At 70.1% G+C, this 17426-nt stretch carries 14 protein-coding genes and 2 pseudogenes; 4 read left to right on the forward strand and 12 right to left on the reverse strand.

The features are described from left to right. Positions 1–21 precede the first annotated feature (21 nt). From D5R93_RS08395 to leuC, 5 genes and pseudogenes are all read right to left on the reverse strand, one after another. The gene (locus tag D5R93_RS08395; RefSeq protein WP_120204715.1) at positions 22–1035 is read right to left on the reverse strand and encodes an NAD(P)H-dependent glycerol-3-phosphate dehydrogenase; all 1014 of its coding nucleotides are present in this window, start codon (positions 1033–1035) and stop codon (positions 22–24) included. Then, positions 1032–1769 carry a lysophospholipid acyltransferase family protein gene (locus tag D5R93_RS08400; RefSeq protein WP_119836196.1) on the reverse strand — a complete coding sequence of 246 codons (738 nt, stop codon included), beginning with the start codon at positions 1767–1769 and terminating at the stop codon, positions 1032–1034. The genes D5R93_RS08395 and D5R93_RS08400 overlap by 4 nt, the downstream gene beginning before the upstream one ends. A gap of 151 nt (positions 1770–1920) precedes the next feature. Next, a complete protein-coding gene (gene murA, locus D5R93_RS08405; RefSeq protein WP_119836074.1) occupies positions 1921–3243 on the reverse strand; it encodes a UDP-N-acetylglucosamine 1-carboxyvinyltransferase in 1323 nt (440 codons plus the stop codon). A gap of 175 nt (positions 3244–3418) precedes the next feature. Beyond that, a complete protein-coding gene (gene leuD / locus D5R93_RS08410; RefSeq protein WP_119836075.1) occupies positions 3419–4066 on the reverse strand; it encodes a 3-isopropylmalate dehydratase small subunit in 648 nt (215 codons plus the stop codon). A 6-nt stretch (positions 4067–4072) separates the two neighbouring features. Then, positions 4073–5502, reverse strand: a pseudogene (gene leuC / locus D5R93_RS08415) (3-isopropylmalate dehydratase large subunit). A 177-nt stretch (positions 5503–5679) separates the two neighbouring features. Here leuC and D5R93_RS08420 point away from each other — a divergent pair. Further along, positions 5680–6414: an IclR family transcriptional regulator gene (locus D5R93_RS08420; protein WP_119836077.1), complete on the forward strand. Its 735-nt coding sequence runs from the start codon at positions 5680–5682 to the stop codon at positions 6412–6414. 18 nt (positions 6415–6432) lie between these two features. Here D5R93_RS08420 and D5R93_RS08425 read toward each other — a convergent pair whose 3' ends face one another. The 4 genes from D5R93_RS08425 to D5R93_RS13305 form a co-directional block, all read right to left on the reverse strand. After that, a complete protein-coding gene (locus tag D5R93_RS08425) occupies positions 6433–7566 on the reverse strand; it encodes a glycosyltransferase family 4 protein (protein ID WP_119836078.1) in 1134 nt (377 codons plus the stop codon). A 95-nt stretch (positions 7567–7661) separates the two neighbouring features. Then, positions 7662–8117 (reverse strand): transcriptional regulator NrdR, encoded by a 456-nt coding sequence (nrdR, locus tag D5R93_RS08430; protein WP_119836079.1) that lies wholly within the window; start codon positions 8115–8117, stop codon positions 7662–7664. Between the two features lie 100 nt (positions 8118–8217). Beyond that, positions 8218–8940, reverse strand: a complete 723-nt coding sequence (locus tag D5R93_RS14115) for a LysM peptidoglycan-binding domain-containing protein (protein ID WP_243106672.1) — start codon at positions 8938–8940, stop codon at positions 8218–8220. Positions 8941–9113: 173 nt separating this feature from the next. Further along, entirely contained in the window at positions 9114–9281 is a 168-nt protein-coding gene (locus tag D5R93_RS13305) for a hypothetical protein (protein WP_162933728.1), read from the reverse strand. On the opposite strand from D5R93_RS13305, the pseudogene lexA reads away from it, so the two are divergent. Continuing rightward, positions 9223–10058 (forward strand): annotated as a pseudogene (lexA, locus tag D5R93_RS08440) (transcriptional repressor LexA). The gene D5R93_RS13305 and the pseudogene lexA overlap by 59 nt on opposite strands. 204 nt (positions 10059–10262) lie before the next feature. On the opposite strand, the gene D5R93_RS08445 reads toward lexA, so the two are convergent. From D5R93_RS08445 to hflX, 3 genes are all read right to left on the reverse strand, one after another. After that, the gene (locus tag D5R93_RS08445) at positions 10263–11267 is read right to left on the reverse strand and encodes an L-lactate dehydrogenase (RefSeq protein ID WP_119836082.1); all 1005 of its coding nucleotides are present in this window, start codon (positions 11265–11267) and stop codon (positions 10263–10265) included. 110 nt (positions 11268–11377) lie between these two features. Then, on the reverse strand, positions 11378–13423 hold the full coding sequence (locus D5R93_RS08450) for an ATP-dependent DNA helicase (protein ID WP_243106673.1): 2046 nt from the start codon (positions 13421–13423) through the stop codon (positions 11378–11380). Next, positions 13416–15146 carry a GTPase HflX gene (hflX, locus tag D5R93_RS08455; protein ID WP_120204717.1) on the reverse strand — a complete coding sequence of 577 codons (1731 nt, stop codon included), beginning with the start codon at positions 15144–15146 and terminating at the stop codon, positions 13416–13418. The genes D5R93_RS08450 and hflX overlap by 8 nt, the downstream gene beginning before the upstream one ends. A gap of 389 nt (positions 15147–15535) precedes the next feature. On the opposite strand from hflX, the gene D5R93_RS08460 reads away from it, so the two are divergent. Continuing rightward, the gene (locus D5R93_RS08460; RefSeq protein WP_120204719.1) at positions 15536–16036 is read left to right on the forward strand and encodes a B-box zinc finger protein; all 501 of its coding nucleotides are present in this window, start codon (positions 15536–15538) and stop codon (positions 16034–16036) included. Next, the gene (locus D5R93_RS08465) at positions 16033–17391 is read left to right on the forward strand and encodes an MFS transporter (protein WP_243106674.1); all 1359 of its coding nucleotides are present in this window, start codon (positions 16033–16035) and stop codon (positions 17389–17391) included. Before D5R93_RS08460 ends, D5R93_RS08465 begins: the two co-directional genes overlap by 4 nt. Positions 17392–17426: the final 35 nt, after the last annotated feature.

Genomic DNA, 17426 nt, shown 5'->3' on the forward strand with positions numbered 1-17426 from the left:
TCCTTAGTCTCAGTCGTGAGGCTACTCGTGAGGCGGGGCGTGGACCCCCTCCGCTTTTCGGGGACGTGCCAGCAGTACGTCAGTGACCTCGGCGACGGTGGCCGTGCCCTCCACGACCGCCACCACCCCGGCGGTAATCGGCATCTCCACCCCCTGGGCCAGTGCCAGGTCCAGGACCGCCCGCGCCGACCTGGCCCCCTCCGCCACTCCCCGTGAGGCTGCTGCCGCCTGGTCCACGCTCATCCCCTCACCCAGGCGGCGTCCGAAGGCCTGGTTGCGGCTCAGGGGCGAGGAGCAGGTGGCAACTAGGTCGCCCACGCCGGCCAGGCCCGCGAAAGTCTCCGGCCTGGCGCCCAGGGCCAGGCCCAGGCGGGTGATCTCCACCAGGCCGCGGGAGATGATCGTGGCCCGCGAGTTGTCCCCCATGCCGTGCCCGGTGGCAGCGCCCACGGCCAGGGCAATGACGTTCTTGACGGCACCGCACAGCTCGACCCCCAGCACGTCGGTGTTGGTGTAGGGACGAAAGGTGGCAGTGGCGCAGGAGGAGGCCACCAGACGAGCTACCGCCTCGTCCTGGGCGGCCACGACTGTGCCCGTGGGCTGCCCGGCAGCGATCTCGTCGGCCAGGTTGGGCCCAGACACCACGGCCACCCTGCCAGGAGGCAGCCCGAGTACCTGGGTGAGAAGCTCACTCATACGCAGCCCCGTCCCCAGCTCCACCCCCTTCATGAGCGACACGGCCACCGCCGCCTCTCCCAGGGTTCCTCCCAGCGACCCCAGGACACTGCGCGCCTCCTGGGAGGGCAGGGCCACCGCGACAAGCTGGGCGCCATAGACTGCCTGAGACCTGCTGGTGGTGGCCCGCACGGTCGACGGCAGGCGGTGGCCCGGCACGTAGCGCTCGTTGGTACCCGCGTTGATCTCCTCGGCCACCTCGCGGCGCCGCGCCCATATGGTCGTGGGGGTGCCCGCCTGGGCCAGGAGGGAGGCAAAGGTGGTGCCCCAGGCCCCTGAGCCGATGACCGCCGCCCTCATGCCGACTCCTCACCCAGGTGGGCACCCAGGTCGGAGCGGGCCTCCTCAGGCTCCACAGGGTCGGGGCGTCGCACCCCCACCCTCCTGCGTCCCGGGTCCCCGTCATACTTCAGGTCAAAGGGTCGCGGGGCCTTCAGCCCCCGCAGCTCCTCCACCAGGCCGGTGACGGCGCGCATGATCTCCGCGGTGCACTCACGCACGGCCTCACGGTCGGTGACGTCGCTGCCGTAGCACGACAGGTCCAGGGGCTCGCCGATCCTGACTCTGACGTCCTTGCGCGGAAGGGGGCGCAGCCTCACGGAGTAGGTGTCCAGGATCATGTGGGCGCCCCACTGGCCCATGGGCAAGACCGGTACCCCCGTGGCCATGGCAAGCCGAGCGGCGCCCGTCTTCCCTGTCATGGGCCACTTCAGCGGGTCACGTGACAGGGTTCCCTCCGGGAAGACCATGACAGCCTCCCCAGCGCGCAGCACCCTCTCCGCCTCAGCCAGGGAGCCAGACGCCGCCGAGCTCGACCGCTGCACCGGGATCTGGCCTCCCGCACGCAGGACCGACCCCAGGACAGGTACCCGGAACAGGGACGACTTGGTCAGGGAGTAGATCGGGATCCCGGCATCCACGATGCTGCGCATCGCGGTCAGGGAGTCCAGGTCGCTCAGGTGGTTGGCCACCGCGATAAAGCCGCCGTCAGCGGGAATGTTCTCCACCCCGCTCACCTGCTGACGGGAGACCATCCGCAGGAAGGGGATGATCACGCCTCGGGCGGCAAAACGGTAGAACGGGCTGAACTGTCGGGTCTGCTGAGGGTGGGCCACGACAGGACTCTAGCCGTTCTCCGTCCGCCAGGTGGCGCCTGGAGGCCGACTCCGTCCGTCTCCGTCGCGCTCAGGCCAGACGAGTCACGTTCGCGTCCAGGGCGGCCAGCTTGGACATAAAGCTCTCGTACCCGCGGTCGATGAGGTTGACGCCCTCGACACGGCTGGTCCCCTCTGCCGCCAGGGCGGCAATGAGGTGCGAGAAGCCCCCGCGCAGGTCCGGTACCACGATATCGGCGCCCCGTAGCGGCGCAGGTCCTGAGATGACTGCCGAGTGGTAGAAGTTGCGCTGGCCGAAGCGGCAGGCGGTACCCCCGAGGCACTCGCGGTAGACCTGGATCGTGGCCCCCATCTTGCGCAGGGCGCCGGTGAAGCCGAAGCGGTTCTCGTAAACGGTCTCGTGGACGATGGACAGGCCCCCGGCCTGGGTCAGGGCCACGACCAGGGGCTGCTGCCAGTCGGTCATGAAACCAGGGTGGACGTTGGTCTCCACCACGCTGGAGCGCAGGTCGCCCCCAGGGTGGTAGAAGCGGATACCGTCGTCGCGCACGTCGAAGGCACCGCCTACCTTGCGGAAGGTGTTGAGGAAGGTGGTCATGTGGCTCTGGCGCGCCCCACGCACGAAGACGTCGCCCCGGGTGGCCAGGGCCGCCGAGGCCCAGGACGCCGCCTCGATACGGTCCGGCAGGGCAGCGTGGTTGTAGCCGCCGAGCTCCTCGACACCCTCGACGTGGATGGTGCGGTCGGTGTCCACCGAGATGATGGCCCCCATCTTCTGCAGCACGTCCACCAGGTCCATGATCTCAGGCTCGACAGCCGCTCCCCGCAGCTCGGTCAGCCCGTGGGCGCGCACAGCGGTGAGGAGAGTCTGCTCGGTGGCGCCCACAGAAGGATAGGGCAGCTCGATAACAGTGCCGTTGAGGCCGTGGGGCGCAGTCAGCCGGATACCCTGGACCTGCTTGTCCACGTCCGCGCCAAACTGCCGCAGGATCTCCAGGTGGAAGTCGATGGGACGGTCGCCGATGCGGCACCCACCGAGGTCGGGGATGAACGCCTCCCCGAGCCGGTGCAGCAGCGGCCCGCAGAAGAGGATCGGAATACGTGAGGAGCCCGCGTGGGCATCAATATCTGCGACGTGGGCCGCCTCGACCTTGGAGGGGTCCAGGCGCAGCACGCCCTCACGCTGGTCGTAGTCGATGGACACCCCGTGCAGGCTCAGCAGCCCGGAGACGACGTCGACGTCACGGATGAGGGGGACGTTGCGCAGCACCGACTGGGTGGTCCCCAGCAGCGCAGCCACCATGGCCTTAGGAGCCAGGTTCTTGGCACCGCGCACAGTGATCTCGCCGTTGAGCGGACGCCCTCCCTCCACCTGGAGCAGACCATCGACCATGTGTTCCTCCATCACGTGCAGACCGAGCGCGACGCGGTGGCAACCGCCCCGGCCCCGGAACGGCTCACAGCCGGGGCCGTCCCAGCATAGGCGTGCGCTCCCGGCCAGGCTGGCCGTAGAACGCTCCGGCCAGGGTGTCCTTGGACTCAGGGAAGGTCCCTGAGACCTGGCAGTCTCAGGGTGCCTGCGTCGAGCGCGCCGACACGACCTGCTCCTTGGGCAGGTGCCTGGCGGGCAGGGTCCGCGGCTTGTAGGCGGGGCGACCCTGCTCGTAGGCCTGGATCTTGTCCTCGTGCTGCAAGGTCAGGGAGATATCGTCCAGGCCCTCCATGAGGGTCCAACGCACGTAGTCGTCAATCTGGAAGGAGCAGCGGAAGCCCGCCGCCTCCACACTGCGGTGCTCTAGGTCCACCGTCACCTCGGTGCCCGGCTCCGCCTCCAGGATCTTCCACAGCTGCTCGCAGTCCTCCTGGGTCACCACCCCGGTCACCAGCCCCTGCTTGCCGGAGTTGCCCCGGAAGATGTCGGCAAAGCGAGGGGCCAGAACCGCCCTGAACCCGTAGTCCTTGAGCGCCCACACCGCGTGCTCGCGCGAGGAGCCCGTCCCGAAGTCCGGCCCCGCCACGAGCACGGAGGCCCGCCTGTAGGCCTCCTGGTTGAGGACGAAGTCAGGCTCACCAGCACGCCACGAGGCGAACAGGGCGTCGTCGAACCCGGTGCGCGTGATGCGCTTGAGGTAGACGGCGGGAATGATCTGGTCGGTGTCCACGGCGCTGCGCCGCAGCGGGGCACCGACCCCGGTGTGACGGACAAACTTCTCCATATCTGATCAGGCTCCTTCTGCCTCTGGCGGGACGTCAGGCAGATCGGCGGGCGTGGACAGACGACCACGCACCGCCGTGGCGGCCGCCACCACCGGGGACACCAGGTGGGTGCGTCCGCCCTTGCCCTGACGGCCCTCGAAGTTGCGGTTGGAGGTGGAGGCGGCACGCTCGCCCGGGCTGAGCTGGTCAGGGTTCATACCCAGGCACATGGAGCACCCCGCGTTGCGCCACTCCGCGCCAAAACTGGTGAACACCTGATCCAGGCCCTCAGCCTCGGCCTGGAGCCGTACGCGCGCGGAGGCCGGAACTACCAGCATGCGCAGGCCGTCGGCCTTCTCCCGGCCCCGGATCACCTCGGCGGCAGCACGGAGGTCCTCGATTCGCCCGTTGGTGCACGAGCCGAGGAAGACAGTGTCCACCTTGATGTCACGCAGGGGCGTGCCCGGGGCAAGGTCCATGTACTCCAGAGCACGCTGGGCAGCCAGGCGCTCGGTCTCGTCGGCGATCTCCTCCGGGACCGGGACACTGCCCGAGATCGGCAGCCCCTGGCCCGGATTCGTTCCCCAGGTGACAAAAGGCTCGATGTCCCTGGCCTCCAAGACCACCTCGGTGTCAAAAACGGCATCGGGGTCGGTGCGCAGGGAGGACCAGTACTCCACCGCCGCGTCCCAGTCCTCCCCCTGAGGGGCATGGGGACGACCACGGATGTAGTCAAAAGTGGTCTGGTCAGGGGCGATCATGCCTGCCCGGGCACCACCCTCAATGCTCATGTTGCAGATGGTCATACGGGCCTCCATGGACAGCTGCTCGATGGCGCGGCCGCGGTACTCAATAACGTGCCCCTGCCCCCGTTGGTACCGATCTTGGCGATGATGGCCAGGATGATGTCCTTGGCACCGCTGCCGGGGGGCAGGTCCCCGTCGATAGTGACGCTCATGGTCTTGAACGGCGCGATCGGCAGGGTCTGGGTGGCCAGGACGTGCTCCACCTGGGACGTGCCGATACCAAAGGCCAACGCCCCGAAGGCGCCGTGGGTCGAGGTGTGGGAGTCACCACAGACGACGGTCATCCCCGGCTGGGTCAGCCCCAGCTGAGGGCCGACGGCGTGGACGATGCCCTGGTCGGCATCGCCCAGGGAGTGCAGACGCACCCCGAACTCAGCGCAGTTGGCCCGCAGCGTCTCGATCTGGGCGCGGCTGGTGATGTCGGCGATAGGCAGGTCGATGTCGAGGGTCGGGGTGTTGTGGTCCTCGGTGGCCAGGGTCAGGTCGGTACGGCGGACCTGACGGCCCGCTAGGCGCAGGCCCTCGAAGGCCTGGGGGCTGGTGACCTCGTGGACCAGGTGCAGGTCGATGTAGAGCAGGTCGGGCGCCCCGTCAACACCCTGGGACACGATGTGGTTGCGCCAGACCTTCTCGGCCAGAGTCATTCCCATCGCGCAGCCGTCCTTTCCTTTCCTTGAGGCACGAGCACGGGCCCGGTGGTGCGCGGCCCCCGGCCCAAGGGACGTCGCCGCTTCCACGTCCCGCTCAGGACGTTATGCTGACACCACGCCACTTCTCGTAGGCAAGCATACTTGAAGTCTCATACCTTGAAATGGCAGTATCAGAATATGGACAACCCCACTGAGAGCAGCAGCGGCGTCGGCGTCATCGACAAGGCCGCGCAGGTGCTCAACGCCCTGGAGTCCGGCCCCGCCACCCTGGCGCACCTGGTTGCCTCGACCCATCTGGCCCGCCCCACCGCCCACCGCATCGCGGTGGCCCTGGAGTACCACCGCCTGGTCACCCGCGACTCCCAGGGCAGGTTCGTCCTAGGCCCCCGGCTCGCAGAGCTGGCCAGGGCCGCGGGCGAGGACCACCTCCTGGTGGCCGCAGGCCCGGTCCTGGCCGCACTGCGCGACAAGACCCACGAGTCCGCCCAGCTCTATCGGCGCCAGGGAGACGTACGCGTGTGCGTGGCCAACGCCGAGCGTCCGATCGGGCTGCGTGACTCGATCCCGGTGGGCGCCACCATGTCCATGCAGGGCGGCTCCGCAGCCCAGGTCCTGCTGGCCTGGGAGGAGCCGGACCGTCTCCACCGCGGCCTGGTCGGCTCCCGGTTCAACGCCACGATGCTGTCTGCGGTGCGACGGCGCGGGTGGTCCCAGTCGGTGGGGGAGCGGGAGCCCGGGGTCGCCTCCGTGTCCGCGCCGGTACGAGGCAGCAGCGGGAAGGTCGTCGCCGCCATCTCCATCTCCGGACCGATCGACCGCATGGGCCGTCAGCCCGGACGGACCCACGGTGCCGTCGTCGTAGCCGCGGCACGCCGCCTGTCGGAGGCCCTGCGCCACGACGAGGACCGCTGACACCCGGTCATCCCCCGCTCAGCCTCTCGCCCCCGCCCGCCGGTAGGCCGACAGGTTCATACCCGTGACGCTGCCCCACTCCGGGGTGGGAGGAACAGTCCTGTTGTGGTGCTTGATGCGCTCCAGGCGCTGGGGGTCCGCCAGAAGCCCGGCCAGGGCCTCGGCCAGGCCTGCGTCGTCGTCCGCCAGGAGCCCGTCCACGCCGTGCTCGATGAAGTCTCCGACCCCCGAGGAGCCCAGCGCCACCACGGCCAGCCCGGCGGTGCGGGCCTCCAGGACGCTGATCCCAAAGGAGTCGGCCGGAGAGGTCTGCAGGTAGACGTCCGCCTGGGCGAAGGCACGCGCCAGCTCGGGACGGTCCACGCGTCCCACAAGGGTGATGCGCTCCGCCATGCCACTATCGACGACCTCCTGCTCCAGCCGATGCCGCAGGGGGCCGTCACCGTAGACATCCAGGACCGCGTCACGGCATCCTGAGCGCCGCACCGCCTCAGCAAAGGCCTGTACCACCTGCAGCGGCCGCTTGCGCCCGATCCAGCGCAGCGAGGCCACGACCCGCAGCGGCGCCCCGGGTGGTCGGCCCTCCCCTGACGGGCCCGGGTGCCAGTCAGCCAGGCTGATGCCATTGGGCAGCACCGTGACCGGCTCACGGGCACCCGCCTGCAGTACCTGCTGCGCCAGCATGGAGGACACCGCCGTAAGGTCGGCCCCCGCCTCCTGCCACAACCGGACCGGGCTGAGGCCCCCGAGCCGTCCGACAGCCCGCGACCAGCCTCCCAGCACGCAATGGAAGGTGATCGCTGTCGGCACGCCGCAGCGGCGCGCGGCCGCGATGCCCGGCCAGGCGAAGGGCGAGACCACGCCGACGTGGACGTGGACGACGTCGGGCTGCAGGTGCTCCATCAGCCACGTCATCTCCCCGCGCGCCCGAGGGTGGACAGGCAGCTCGGCAGGAAGGGGCACGGTAGTACGAAATACGGGAAAGCCGTCCGCTCGTTCCACCTCCCGCCCCCGGTGAGTGCCCGCTGGCGTCGCGGTAACGACAGCGGGCTCGTGCCCGTGCCGCAGGAGGTTCCTGGCCAGGTCCCGCACCTGGGTCTCGATCCCACCCAGGCGTGGGGCGTAGCAGTCAGACACGATGAGCACGCGCATGGTGCCCAGTGTGCCACCAGTCGCCAGGCGCAAGAGCCCGTCCGGGCCCCACACCCCCGGGCCAGCGCGCCAGATCGGCTCCTCAGGTCGTACCCTCAGTCCTGGGAACCGACCTGCCGCAACTTGGCGATAGCAGCCTCGAAGTCCTCCAGGGACTCAAAGGAGGAGTAGACAGAGGCGAACCGGAGGTAGGCGATCTGGTCCAGCTCGCGCAGCGGACCGAGGATGGCCAGACCGACCTCGTGGGAGTCCACGAGAGCCTGCCCGCTGGCGCGTACCTCCTCCTCGACCTTGTGGGCCAGGAGGGCCAGGTCGTCGTCAGAGACCGGACGCCCCTGGCAGGCCCGACGGACACCGACCATGACCTTGTCCCTGCTGAACGGCTCTACTGCCCCCGACCGCTTACGCACCGAGAGGCTGGCTGTCTCCAGGGTGGTGAAACGTCGACCGCAGTGCTGGCACTGACGTCGTCGACGTATCGAGGTCCCGTCCTCAGCGGTTCGTGAGTCCACGACCCGGGAGCCGTCATGGCGGCAGAAGGGGCAGTGCACGTGACCGACCTCCAGGTGATCGCTTGACCGACACCTTGGAGACTAAACGCCAGCCGCGTCACACCGCAAGCCTCAGACACCCTGGTACAGCACCAGGCTCTCAGGAGACCGGCACGACGAGACGCTGCCCAGCACGCACCGACGGGGTCTCCAGGTTGTTGAGCTCGACAATGACGGCCACCGTCTCGGCGACGTCCGGGCTCCCCGTCGAGGAGGCCACGTCCCACAGGGACTGCCCGGGCTGGACAACTGCCGTGGAAGTCCCGGTGTAGCCCGGCTGGCCCAGCGCCGACAGCACGATGCCCCCGGCAACCAGCACCGCCACCACGAGGGTGACCACCAGACCTGCGGCCAGGTACCGCACCGCAGCAGGTACAGACGGGGCGCACACCCCCTCGGCTCCCGGGGCGGTGGACACAGCTTTGGACGCCATCCCGCCCCCGCGCTGGAGCCGATGTCGTCCAGCACGGACCGCCGGGTGAGCGAGCGACATCCGAGAGGGGCGCCTTGCGGGGGCGCGCACGACCAGAGGAGCACCCGGCCGCCGAGGGGGCATCTCCAGCAGTCGGGGGGTTGCCTGGCCACCTTCCCGGCTACCGCCGCCGTCAGGACGCACAGGGGCGGCCACGTCAGGTACCGGCCGCAGGTGGGTCGGGCGCCCGGTCCCGCGACGAGCGCCCGTACGGTGCGGACGACGCTGCTCCTCACCCCCGGGCGCGGCAGGAACCAGGCTCAGGTGCCGGGGACGGATCCGGGGAGCGGGAGCCCAGCCACGTACCTTCTGGGTGGGGCGGGACGACGGTGGGACGGCTGCTGCACTCACGAGCTCCTCCAGAACACATGTTCGACGAACGTCTGTTCGATAGACTAGCGCCCCAGAGCCGACACGTCCACCATTCTTCGAACACGTGTTTGAAGGCGTGTCCGATCGGCTCTAGGATTGGGGCACCAAGACCACCACGGGCCTACGACACGAATGCCCGGCCGGCCCCGCCCCTAGGCCTGCAGGATCACCAGGGGCGCGGCCACCTGGCTCCGCCAGCGGGGTACCAGGCTGTCGGGCAGGGCGGCGGCAGGCAGCAGCGAGCTCAGGGAAGGCACGGCGATGAGCACGACCACCGGCCACAGCGGACGCGCCGCCGGGACCACCAGGATGCGCGGCACCACCACGCCTGCGGCTGACAGCCTCCTGGCAGACCTCGACATCCGGGCACGGGCTGTCTACGAGGCGGTCCAAGATGCGGTCGAGTCCCGCGGCTACCCGCCGTCGCTGCGAGAGATCGGCACCATTGTGGGCCTGACCAGCCCCTCCTCCGTCAAGCACCAGCTGGACAAGCTGGAGCGGCTGGGGCTGCTGCGCCGCGACCCCCGACGCCCCCGCGCCATGGAGGTGGTGCTCCCCGGCAGCGGGAGCACCGACCGGGCAGACCGGAGGGGCTCGGCGGGGACGCCAGCCCAGGTTCCGGCACCGTCACGCACAGACGGGGCACCCCGCCCTCCCCGCGACCTGCCGTCCACCGGGGAGCCACGGGGAGAGCCGCAGACGGAGGTAGAGGAGACAGTACCTGTCCCTCTCGTCGGCCACGTCGCCGCAGGCGCCCCGATCCTGGCGGAACAGCACTGGGAAGAGGTCATGCCCCTGCCTCGTCGCCTGACGGGGGGCGGGGACCTGTTCATGCTCAGGGTCCAGGGCGACTCCATGACCGAGGCAGCCATCTGTGACGGCGACTGGGTTGTGGTACGCGCCCAGCCCGACGCGCAGACTGGCGAGGTCGTGGCTGCCATGCTTGAGGAGCCGGACGGCGCCAGCGCGACGGTCAAGGTGCTCTCGCGGCGTGACGGGCACCAGTGGCTCCTGCCCCGCAACCCCGCCTACGCCCCATCGACGGCGACGAGGCCACAATCATGGGCAAAGTAGTCGCTGTCCTACGCTCCCTGTGACCGACCCCGACACAACACCTCCGCAACACCCCGCAGCATGGCCCTGCGGCAGCCCCGAGCAGTCGCCCCTCGGGCGCCCCTCCGGGTGAGAGGGGACGACTGCCACGCTGCTGCGGCCCGGGTGGCACCCGGTACCACGGCAGAGCGGCCGGGCTGCCGGTCGAGGCCGTCATCCAGGGGTGCCGACCAAAACGGCGGTCGGGGTCAGTAGCCCAGGCCGCGAGCCACCTCGCGCAGGTGGTCGGCCGAGGCCGTGAGGGCCTCTTTCTCACCAGGGGTCAGCGGGAGCTCGAGGCGCCGCCCCGCCCCTTCCCTGCCCACGATGGTGGGCACCGCCATGCACACGTCAGAGATCCCGTGCCAGTCGGTGAGCAGCGGGGAGATCGTCAGCACCCGCTGCTCGTCGTTGAGGACCGCGGAGATGATCCGCTGGACCGCCAGGCCCACGGCGTAGTTCGTGGCTCCCTTACCCTCAATGATGCGGTAGGCGGAGCGGACGACGTCGTGGGCGATACGGTCGCGCTTGGCCTGGTCAAAGACGCCTCCGTCAAGAGTCTGGCCCCACTGGGTGACCGGCACCCCCCCGATCTCCGTGGACGACCACAGCGGGACCTCGGAGTCCCCGTGCTCGCCAGCAATGTAGCCGTGAATGTTCTGCGTGGCGGTTCCGGTCTCTAGGGAGACCAGGTAACGCATACGGGCGGTATCCAGGACGGTGCCGGAGCCGAAGAGCTGGTTCTCCGGGAGACCCGTGATCTTCTTGGCGCAGTAGGTGACCACGTCCACCGGGTTGGCCACGAGCAGGAAGATGGCATGGGGAGCAACCTCCACCAGCCGTGGCAGGATCTTCTCCATGATGCCCACCGTGGCGCCCGCCAGCTCCAGGCGGGACTGGCCAGGCTTCTGCTTGGCACCGGCAGTGATGGCAATAACGTCAGCGTCGCGGCAGATCTCCGGATCGTCGGAGCCGGAGACTGCACCTGCGGAGGTGAACTGGATGCCCTGGGCGATGTCCAGGGCCTCCGCCTCCACCTTCTCCTTGGCAATGTCCTGGAGCACCACCTCGCGGGCCACGCCCTTGGTGACGCAGGCATAGGCAAGCGTGGACCCGACAGCACCCGCACCAATGATAGCGACCTTGGACGGGCGCCCTGAGTGGGCAGTGGGGTAGGAGCCTTGAGCGGTGTTGGTGATGGTAGCTTCGGACACGGTGTCTCCTCCGACTCGATCAGCGGTAAGGGGAACGGGTTCCCCGGGTCTTACCCTACGTGGTCCCACCAGCCGCACCGAGGGACTCTTGGCACCTGAGCCGTAACGGCTCAGTCGTGGGCGGCCAGACGGGTGAGCGCGCCCAGGACGACCTGCGGGTCCGAGGTCGGCCACAGCGGCGGCAGGGAGCGGGAGAGGAAGCCCCCGTAGCGGGCTGTGCGCAGCCGGGGGTCCAGGACCGCGACTACGCCCCGGTCCTGGCGACGGCGGATGAGGCGGCCCGCGCCCTGAGCCAGCAGCAGGGCCGCGTGCGTCGCCGCCACGCTCATGAAGCCGTTGCCGCCCGCAGCGGCCACAGCCTGGGTGCGTGCCTGGACCACGGGGTCGTCAGGTCTGGGGAACGGGATGCGGTCGATGACGACCAGGCGGCAGGTACGCCCAGGCACGTCCACCCCCTGCCACAGGCTGAGGCTGCCCACCAGGCAGGCTGTGTCGTCGGAGGCAAAGGCCTCCACGAGCGTGGGCAGCTGGTCCTCCCCCTGGGCGTAGACGGGCAGACTGGTGGATGAGCGCAGGAGCTCCGCCGCCTCCTGTGCCGCCAGACGCGAGGAGAACAGGCCGAGCATCCCTCCCCCGGAGGCCTCCGCCAGGGCCAGCATCTCCTCCAGCGCGGCCTGCGAGACACCGGAGCCGGGACGAGGAAGGTGCGTAGGCGCGTACAGGATGCCCTGACGCGGATAGTCGAAGGGCGAGCCCACGTCAAAGCCTCGCCAGGACTCCCCCGCCAGGGTCAGTCCGAGGGTGCGGGCCATCGGCCCAAAGCCTCCGCCCAACACCAGGGTTGCGGAGGTCAGCACCGTGCTGCGGCCCGCCAGCAGGGTGGTCGCCACCCGCGAGGCGACGTCAACGGGTGCCAGCATGAGCCGTGGCGGCTCCTCCCCGGCTCCAGGCCGCTCCACCCAGGCCACTTCCCGCCCCTGGTCCACCGCGTCCGAGGTCAGACGGTCCACGGTGTCTACCAGGTCGGCGAGGGCCTGACGGGCCATGCTGAGGCCCCCGGCCTCCTGGGCGCGGGCAGCGGTACCACGAGTCTTCTCACGCACGTCGGCAGCAACCTGGCGGACCGCGTCGTCCAGGACTACCAGGGCGCTGCGCAGTGACGGCGGCAGCCCCTGCCCCAGTCGGCCGTCAGGAAGCTCGTCCAGAACGCCTGCCAGCCCCTGACCTGCTGCCTCCAGGTCGGAGACCAGCACCGAGGCGTACCTGCGGGCGGTCGTGGCGGCCCGGGCCACTGCGGCACCCGACAGCGAGACAGTACCCTGGGAGCGCACCCGCTCGGCCAGCTCGTGGGCCTCGTCCACCACCAGGACCTGGTGGTCGGGCAGGACCCCGGGACCGCCCGCAGCCACGACACCCAGCACGGCGTGGTTAGTGACGACAATGTCAGCCTGGGCAGCCTGCGACCGGGCCGCACGGGGGAAGCACTCGTCCCTGACCGGGCAGGAGTGCCCCAGGCACTGGGCCCGCGAGACGCTGACCTGTCTCCAGGCCCGGTCAGACACGCCCGGTACGAGGTCGTCACGGTCACCGCTGTCGGTGGTCCGGGCCCACTCCCGCAGCCTGACCACCTGCTCCCCCAGACCCAGGGCGCCAGCCTGACCGACTCCCGGCCCTGACAGCACCTCCCCGGCGCCGAAGAGGGCGTTACCGACGTCGTCGTCCTCGGCGGGGTAGCCCCCCTCCAGCCGGTAGCGGCACAGGTAGTTGTGCCAGCCCTTGAGCAGCGCCACCCGGGGTCTCGACCCGGTAGCACGCTCTACCGCCTGCGCCGCTACAGGGGCATCCTTGGCCAGGACCTGGCGCTGTAGCGCCAGGGTGGCTGTGGAGACTACGACCCGGTGACCGGCGCCGACCGAGTCGAGCATAACCGGTACCAGGTAGGCCAGGGACTTACCAGTACCCGTCCCCGCCTGGACCAGAAGGTGGCCCCCGTCCTGGAGCGTCTCCCCCACCGCTGCCGCCATCGTGGCCTGCCCCTGGCGCGGGCTGCCTCCCACCTCGTTGACCGCGGACCGCAGGACGGACACAATGCTGTCTTGGCTGTCCTGGCTGTCCTGTGCCCGGCCCGTCGGCTCAGCCCCGGTCGGCTCAGCCATCAGCCGTCCCGGGCTCCTCGTCTGCCTTCGCCACGTGCCCGTCGGCACCGGCATCCTCGGCACAGGCGGACCTCAGCTCCGCGGCCAGTGCCGGACCTACCCGGGCGACCAGGTGGGTCCCGGCCTCCGTATAGTCGGCGGAGTCGACCTCTCCGTCGGCATGGGCACGGGAGACCAGGTCACCGCGTGAGTAAGGAACGACGACGTCCACGACGACGTCGGGACGCGGCAGCGCCTCCTCCACACGCTCGCGCAGCCTAGCCAGCCCCTCTCCGGTACGTGCCGAGGTGACGACGGCACCAGGGAGGGCGGTACGCAAGGTCGCCACGACGACAGGGTCCGCCAGGTCCGCCTTGTTGAGCACCACCAGCTCAGGCACCTCCAGGGCACCAGGTACGTCCGACAGGACGTGACGCACCGCCGCGACCTGGCCCAGGGGGTCCGGATGGGCGGCGTCAACCACGTGGAGGAGGAGGTCCGCCTCAGCCACCTCCTCCAGGGTGGAGCGGAACGCCTCAATGAGCTCGTGGGGCAGGTTGCGCACGAAGCCGACCGTGTCCGTCAGGGTGTAGGTGCGCCCCTCAGCAGTCTCAGCCCGGCGCACGGTGGGGTCCAGCGTGGCGAACAGCGCGTCCTGGACCATGGCGCCCGCGTCGGTGAGGCGGTTCATGAGGGAGGACTTGCCCGCGTTGGTGTACCCGGCGATCGCTACCGAGGGGATGCCGCCACGCCGCCGCGAGCCGCGCCTGGCCTGGCGGGAGGGAGTCATCTCCTTGATCTCGCGTCGCAGCCTGGCCATGCGGGTGTGGATGCGTCGGCGGTCGAGCTCGATCTTGGTCTCTCCGGGGCCGCGTGAGCCGATCCCCTGGCCGCCGGCCACGCGTCCGCCGGCCTGCCGGGACATGGACTCGCCCCAGCCACGCAGGCGCGGCAGCAGGTACTCCAGCTGGGCGAGCTCGACCTGGGCCTTGCCCTCGCGCGACTTGGCGTGCTGGGCGAAGATGTCCAGAATGAGGGCGGTACGGTCCACCACCTTGACGCCGACGACGTCCTCCAGGGCGCGGCGCTGAGAGGGGGACAGCTCGTCGTCGACGATGACCGTATCCGCCCCCGAGGCGGCCACCGCCTCCGCAAGCTCGCGCGCCTTACCGCTGCCCAGGTAGGTGGCGGGGTCGGGGTGGTCACGCCTCTGGATCACCGCGTCCAGGACCTGGGAGCCGGCGGTCTGTGCCAGGGCGGCCAGCTCGCGCAGAGAGGTCACGATATCCTGGGACCCGGCGGCGTCGGCCCGGTCTACGCCGGTGGCACCGCGGGCACGGTGATCGCCCCTCTCCCCGGTCCGGGACCGGGAGAGGTCCAGGCCGACAAGAACTACCTTCTCCAGGCGGACCTGGCGGTACTCGACCTCGGAGACGTCCTGGAGCTCGGTGGACAGGCTGGCCACACGTCGCAGGCCGGCACGGGCCTCACGCTCCAGCGAGCCGTCGTCATGCTCTCCGTCAAGGTCAGCGAGGCTGCCCAGGCCATCACGGGAGGAGGATCCCGACGTCGAGGCCAGGGCGGTTCCGGCCCGGGACAGGACACGGGCCACGACGTCCTCGGGAGCGGGCGGGAGCTGCGGGAGCCCACCGTCGACGTCATCGGGGACGTCAGGGGACTCGGTGCGGGCGCCGCGCTGAGAGTCGGCATGCGCGGCAGGAACAGTGGATCGAGAACGGGTCACCTTGAGACTCCTTGCAGTATGCGTAGACACGGCCCGGAGCGTGGGCTCAACAGACCTTCCCGGTGCGTCCGGGCCCGGTTCGGTGCAGGACGGAGCCGGGGTGGGACCGCGACCGTCAACGATGACCGTCGGCAAGGCCGCCTCTCCGGCTCAGCGCATACGCAGAATCCACATGAGTTCAGCATAGCTCCCTGCCCTGGTCCGCACAACCTGCCACTCGTCCCAGGTGCCTGTAAGAGGTGCCCGGAGCCCCGCCCAGGACTGCCCGCGAGGTCCGTGGGCCGTGTGGCAGGCACGGGAAGACGGACCGCCCACAGCTCGGTGTTCCCGCCATCCTGACCGCCTGTGTCGCCTAGGGTCATCTCCTAGGGTGCTCCTAGGGTGACTGTATGAACTGCCTCCACCATCCTGAGACCCCAGCCGCGCTCGTCTGCGAGTGCGGGACCGCTCTGTGCCACGAGTGCGCCGCCCGGCGCCCCGACGTCGGCTGCCCCACGTGCGTTGCCGCGAAGACCTCCCAGGAGGTCGCAGGAGCCGTCACGGACACCGTCATGGTGGTAGTCGGTGCGATCGCAGGGGCTGCGGCCTTCTACGCCCTCACGCGCTCGTGGTCCGAGGTCGGCGGCGCGCTCACTTTCACTGTCATTGGCGCCGGATGGCCCTTCGGGTGGCGGGCGCTACGGTTCTGGTCCGCGCTAGGTACCAGCTACAGCGCCTGGGGAAGTAACCTCATCGTGGTCGTCCTCATCTGGATGACTCCCCTGTTCCTGCTGGTCCTGAAGATGTGGGTCGCCATGCTGATCGGTGTGCCCGCCCTGGTCGTGACCGCGCTCAGGCGTGTCGTCGCGCTCCTGGGGCTGCGTTCCTCCCGGCTGTCGCAACCAGCGTGAGCACGACCCCCGCCCCCACGCCCCGGACCCTGCTGCTCACCCGCCTGGGCCACCTGGTACTTGCCATGCTCGTGGTCGAGCTGCTGGCCGGGATGCAGGTCTACATCAACCAGACGGTCCTACCCCTGCTGGCCACCGACCTGCACGCCCGCGACCACTACGGCCTGGTGACGGCCGCTGCCCAGGTACCGGCCTTCCTCACCATGCCCCTGGGCGGGGCGATGCTGGTGCGGTGGCGGGCGGACCGGCTCATGACTGCCCTGACCGCCGTCCTGGTGGCCGGAGCGGCCTGGGGAGCCCTGGCTCCGAGCATCGAGATCTACGTGGCGGCCGAGGTCCTGCGCGGCCTGGCCGCCGGGGCGCTGGCCACCGTCACTATGGGGGTACTCGTCGCGGGGCTGCCCGAGGCCTGGAAGCGCCTCTTCCTGGCAGCCAGCTCAGCGACGTGGGTGGTCTCCTCCCTGCTAGGTCCCGCCTACGCCGCTACCACGAGCACGCTGTGGGGGTGGAGGTGGGCACTGGTGGCCTACGTGCCCCTGCTGGTGGCGGCACGGCTGGTTATGTCCCGAGAGGTCCGGGGGCTTCACGTCGAGGACGACGGGGCCGCCGCACCGTGGACGGCGGCGCTCGCCCTGGCTGCGGGAGTGGGAATGATCGGACTGGCTCCGGCGGGACGCTGGTGGTTCTGGCCCGGCTGCCTCCTTGGTGCCGCCACGGTGGTCTGGGCCTGCGCCCGGGTGTTTCCGCCGGGAACCATGCGTCTGGCCCCGGGGCGCCGGGCGGCGGTAGCCACACTGGCCTGGGTGTGTGCGGCCTACTTCTCCCTAGACTTCCTGGTCTCTCCCGGCGCCCACGACGTCCTGGGACTAGGCGCGGGGCCGATCGGCTGGGCACTGACCTGCGCAGGGGTGCTGTGGTCCGTCACTGCCATGTGGTGCGGGGCGCGACCGGCGCGGGCTACGCGCCACTACACGGCACGTACCACGGCCGGGGCCGCGTGCCTGACCGGCGGTGCCGCGCTGATGGCTCTCGCCTTCACCGCAGCACCGCCCTGGTGGTGGCTGCACGTGGGCTTCGGCCTGGCGGGCACAGGGATGGGCCTCACCCACCAGGACACGCTCATCCGGTGCGTGAGCCAGCCACCTGAGGGCCATGAGGACGGGATCTCCGAGGCCGGTGCGGCGACCTCGGTGACCGTGGCGACCACTGCCGGGGGCGCGGCGCTGGGAACCTTCACCACGGCACTCGTCGCTCCCACGACCGCCGGGGTCGACGGCGCCCGCCTGGTGGGTGCCGTCGTCGTGCTCGCGCTCCTGCTAGCCTGCACCCCATTGCTGGCTCGTCGAGCGGCCTGAGCCGGTGCGGCGCACGGACCACTCGGTACAGGAAG

Origin of the sequence: Actinomyces lilanjuaniae (assembly GCF_003606385.1) — a bacterium.
Classification (GTDB): domain Bacteria; phylum Actinomycetota; class Actinomycetes; order Actinomycetales; family Actinomycetaceae; genus Actinomyces; species Actinomyces lilanjuaniae.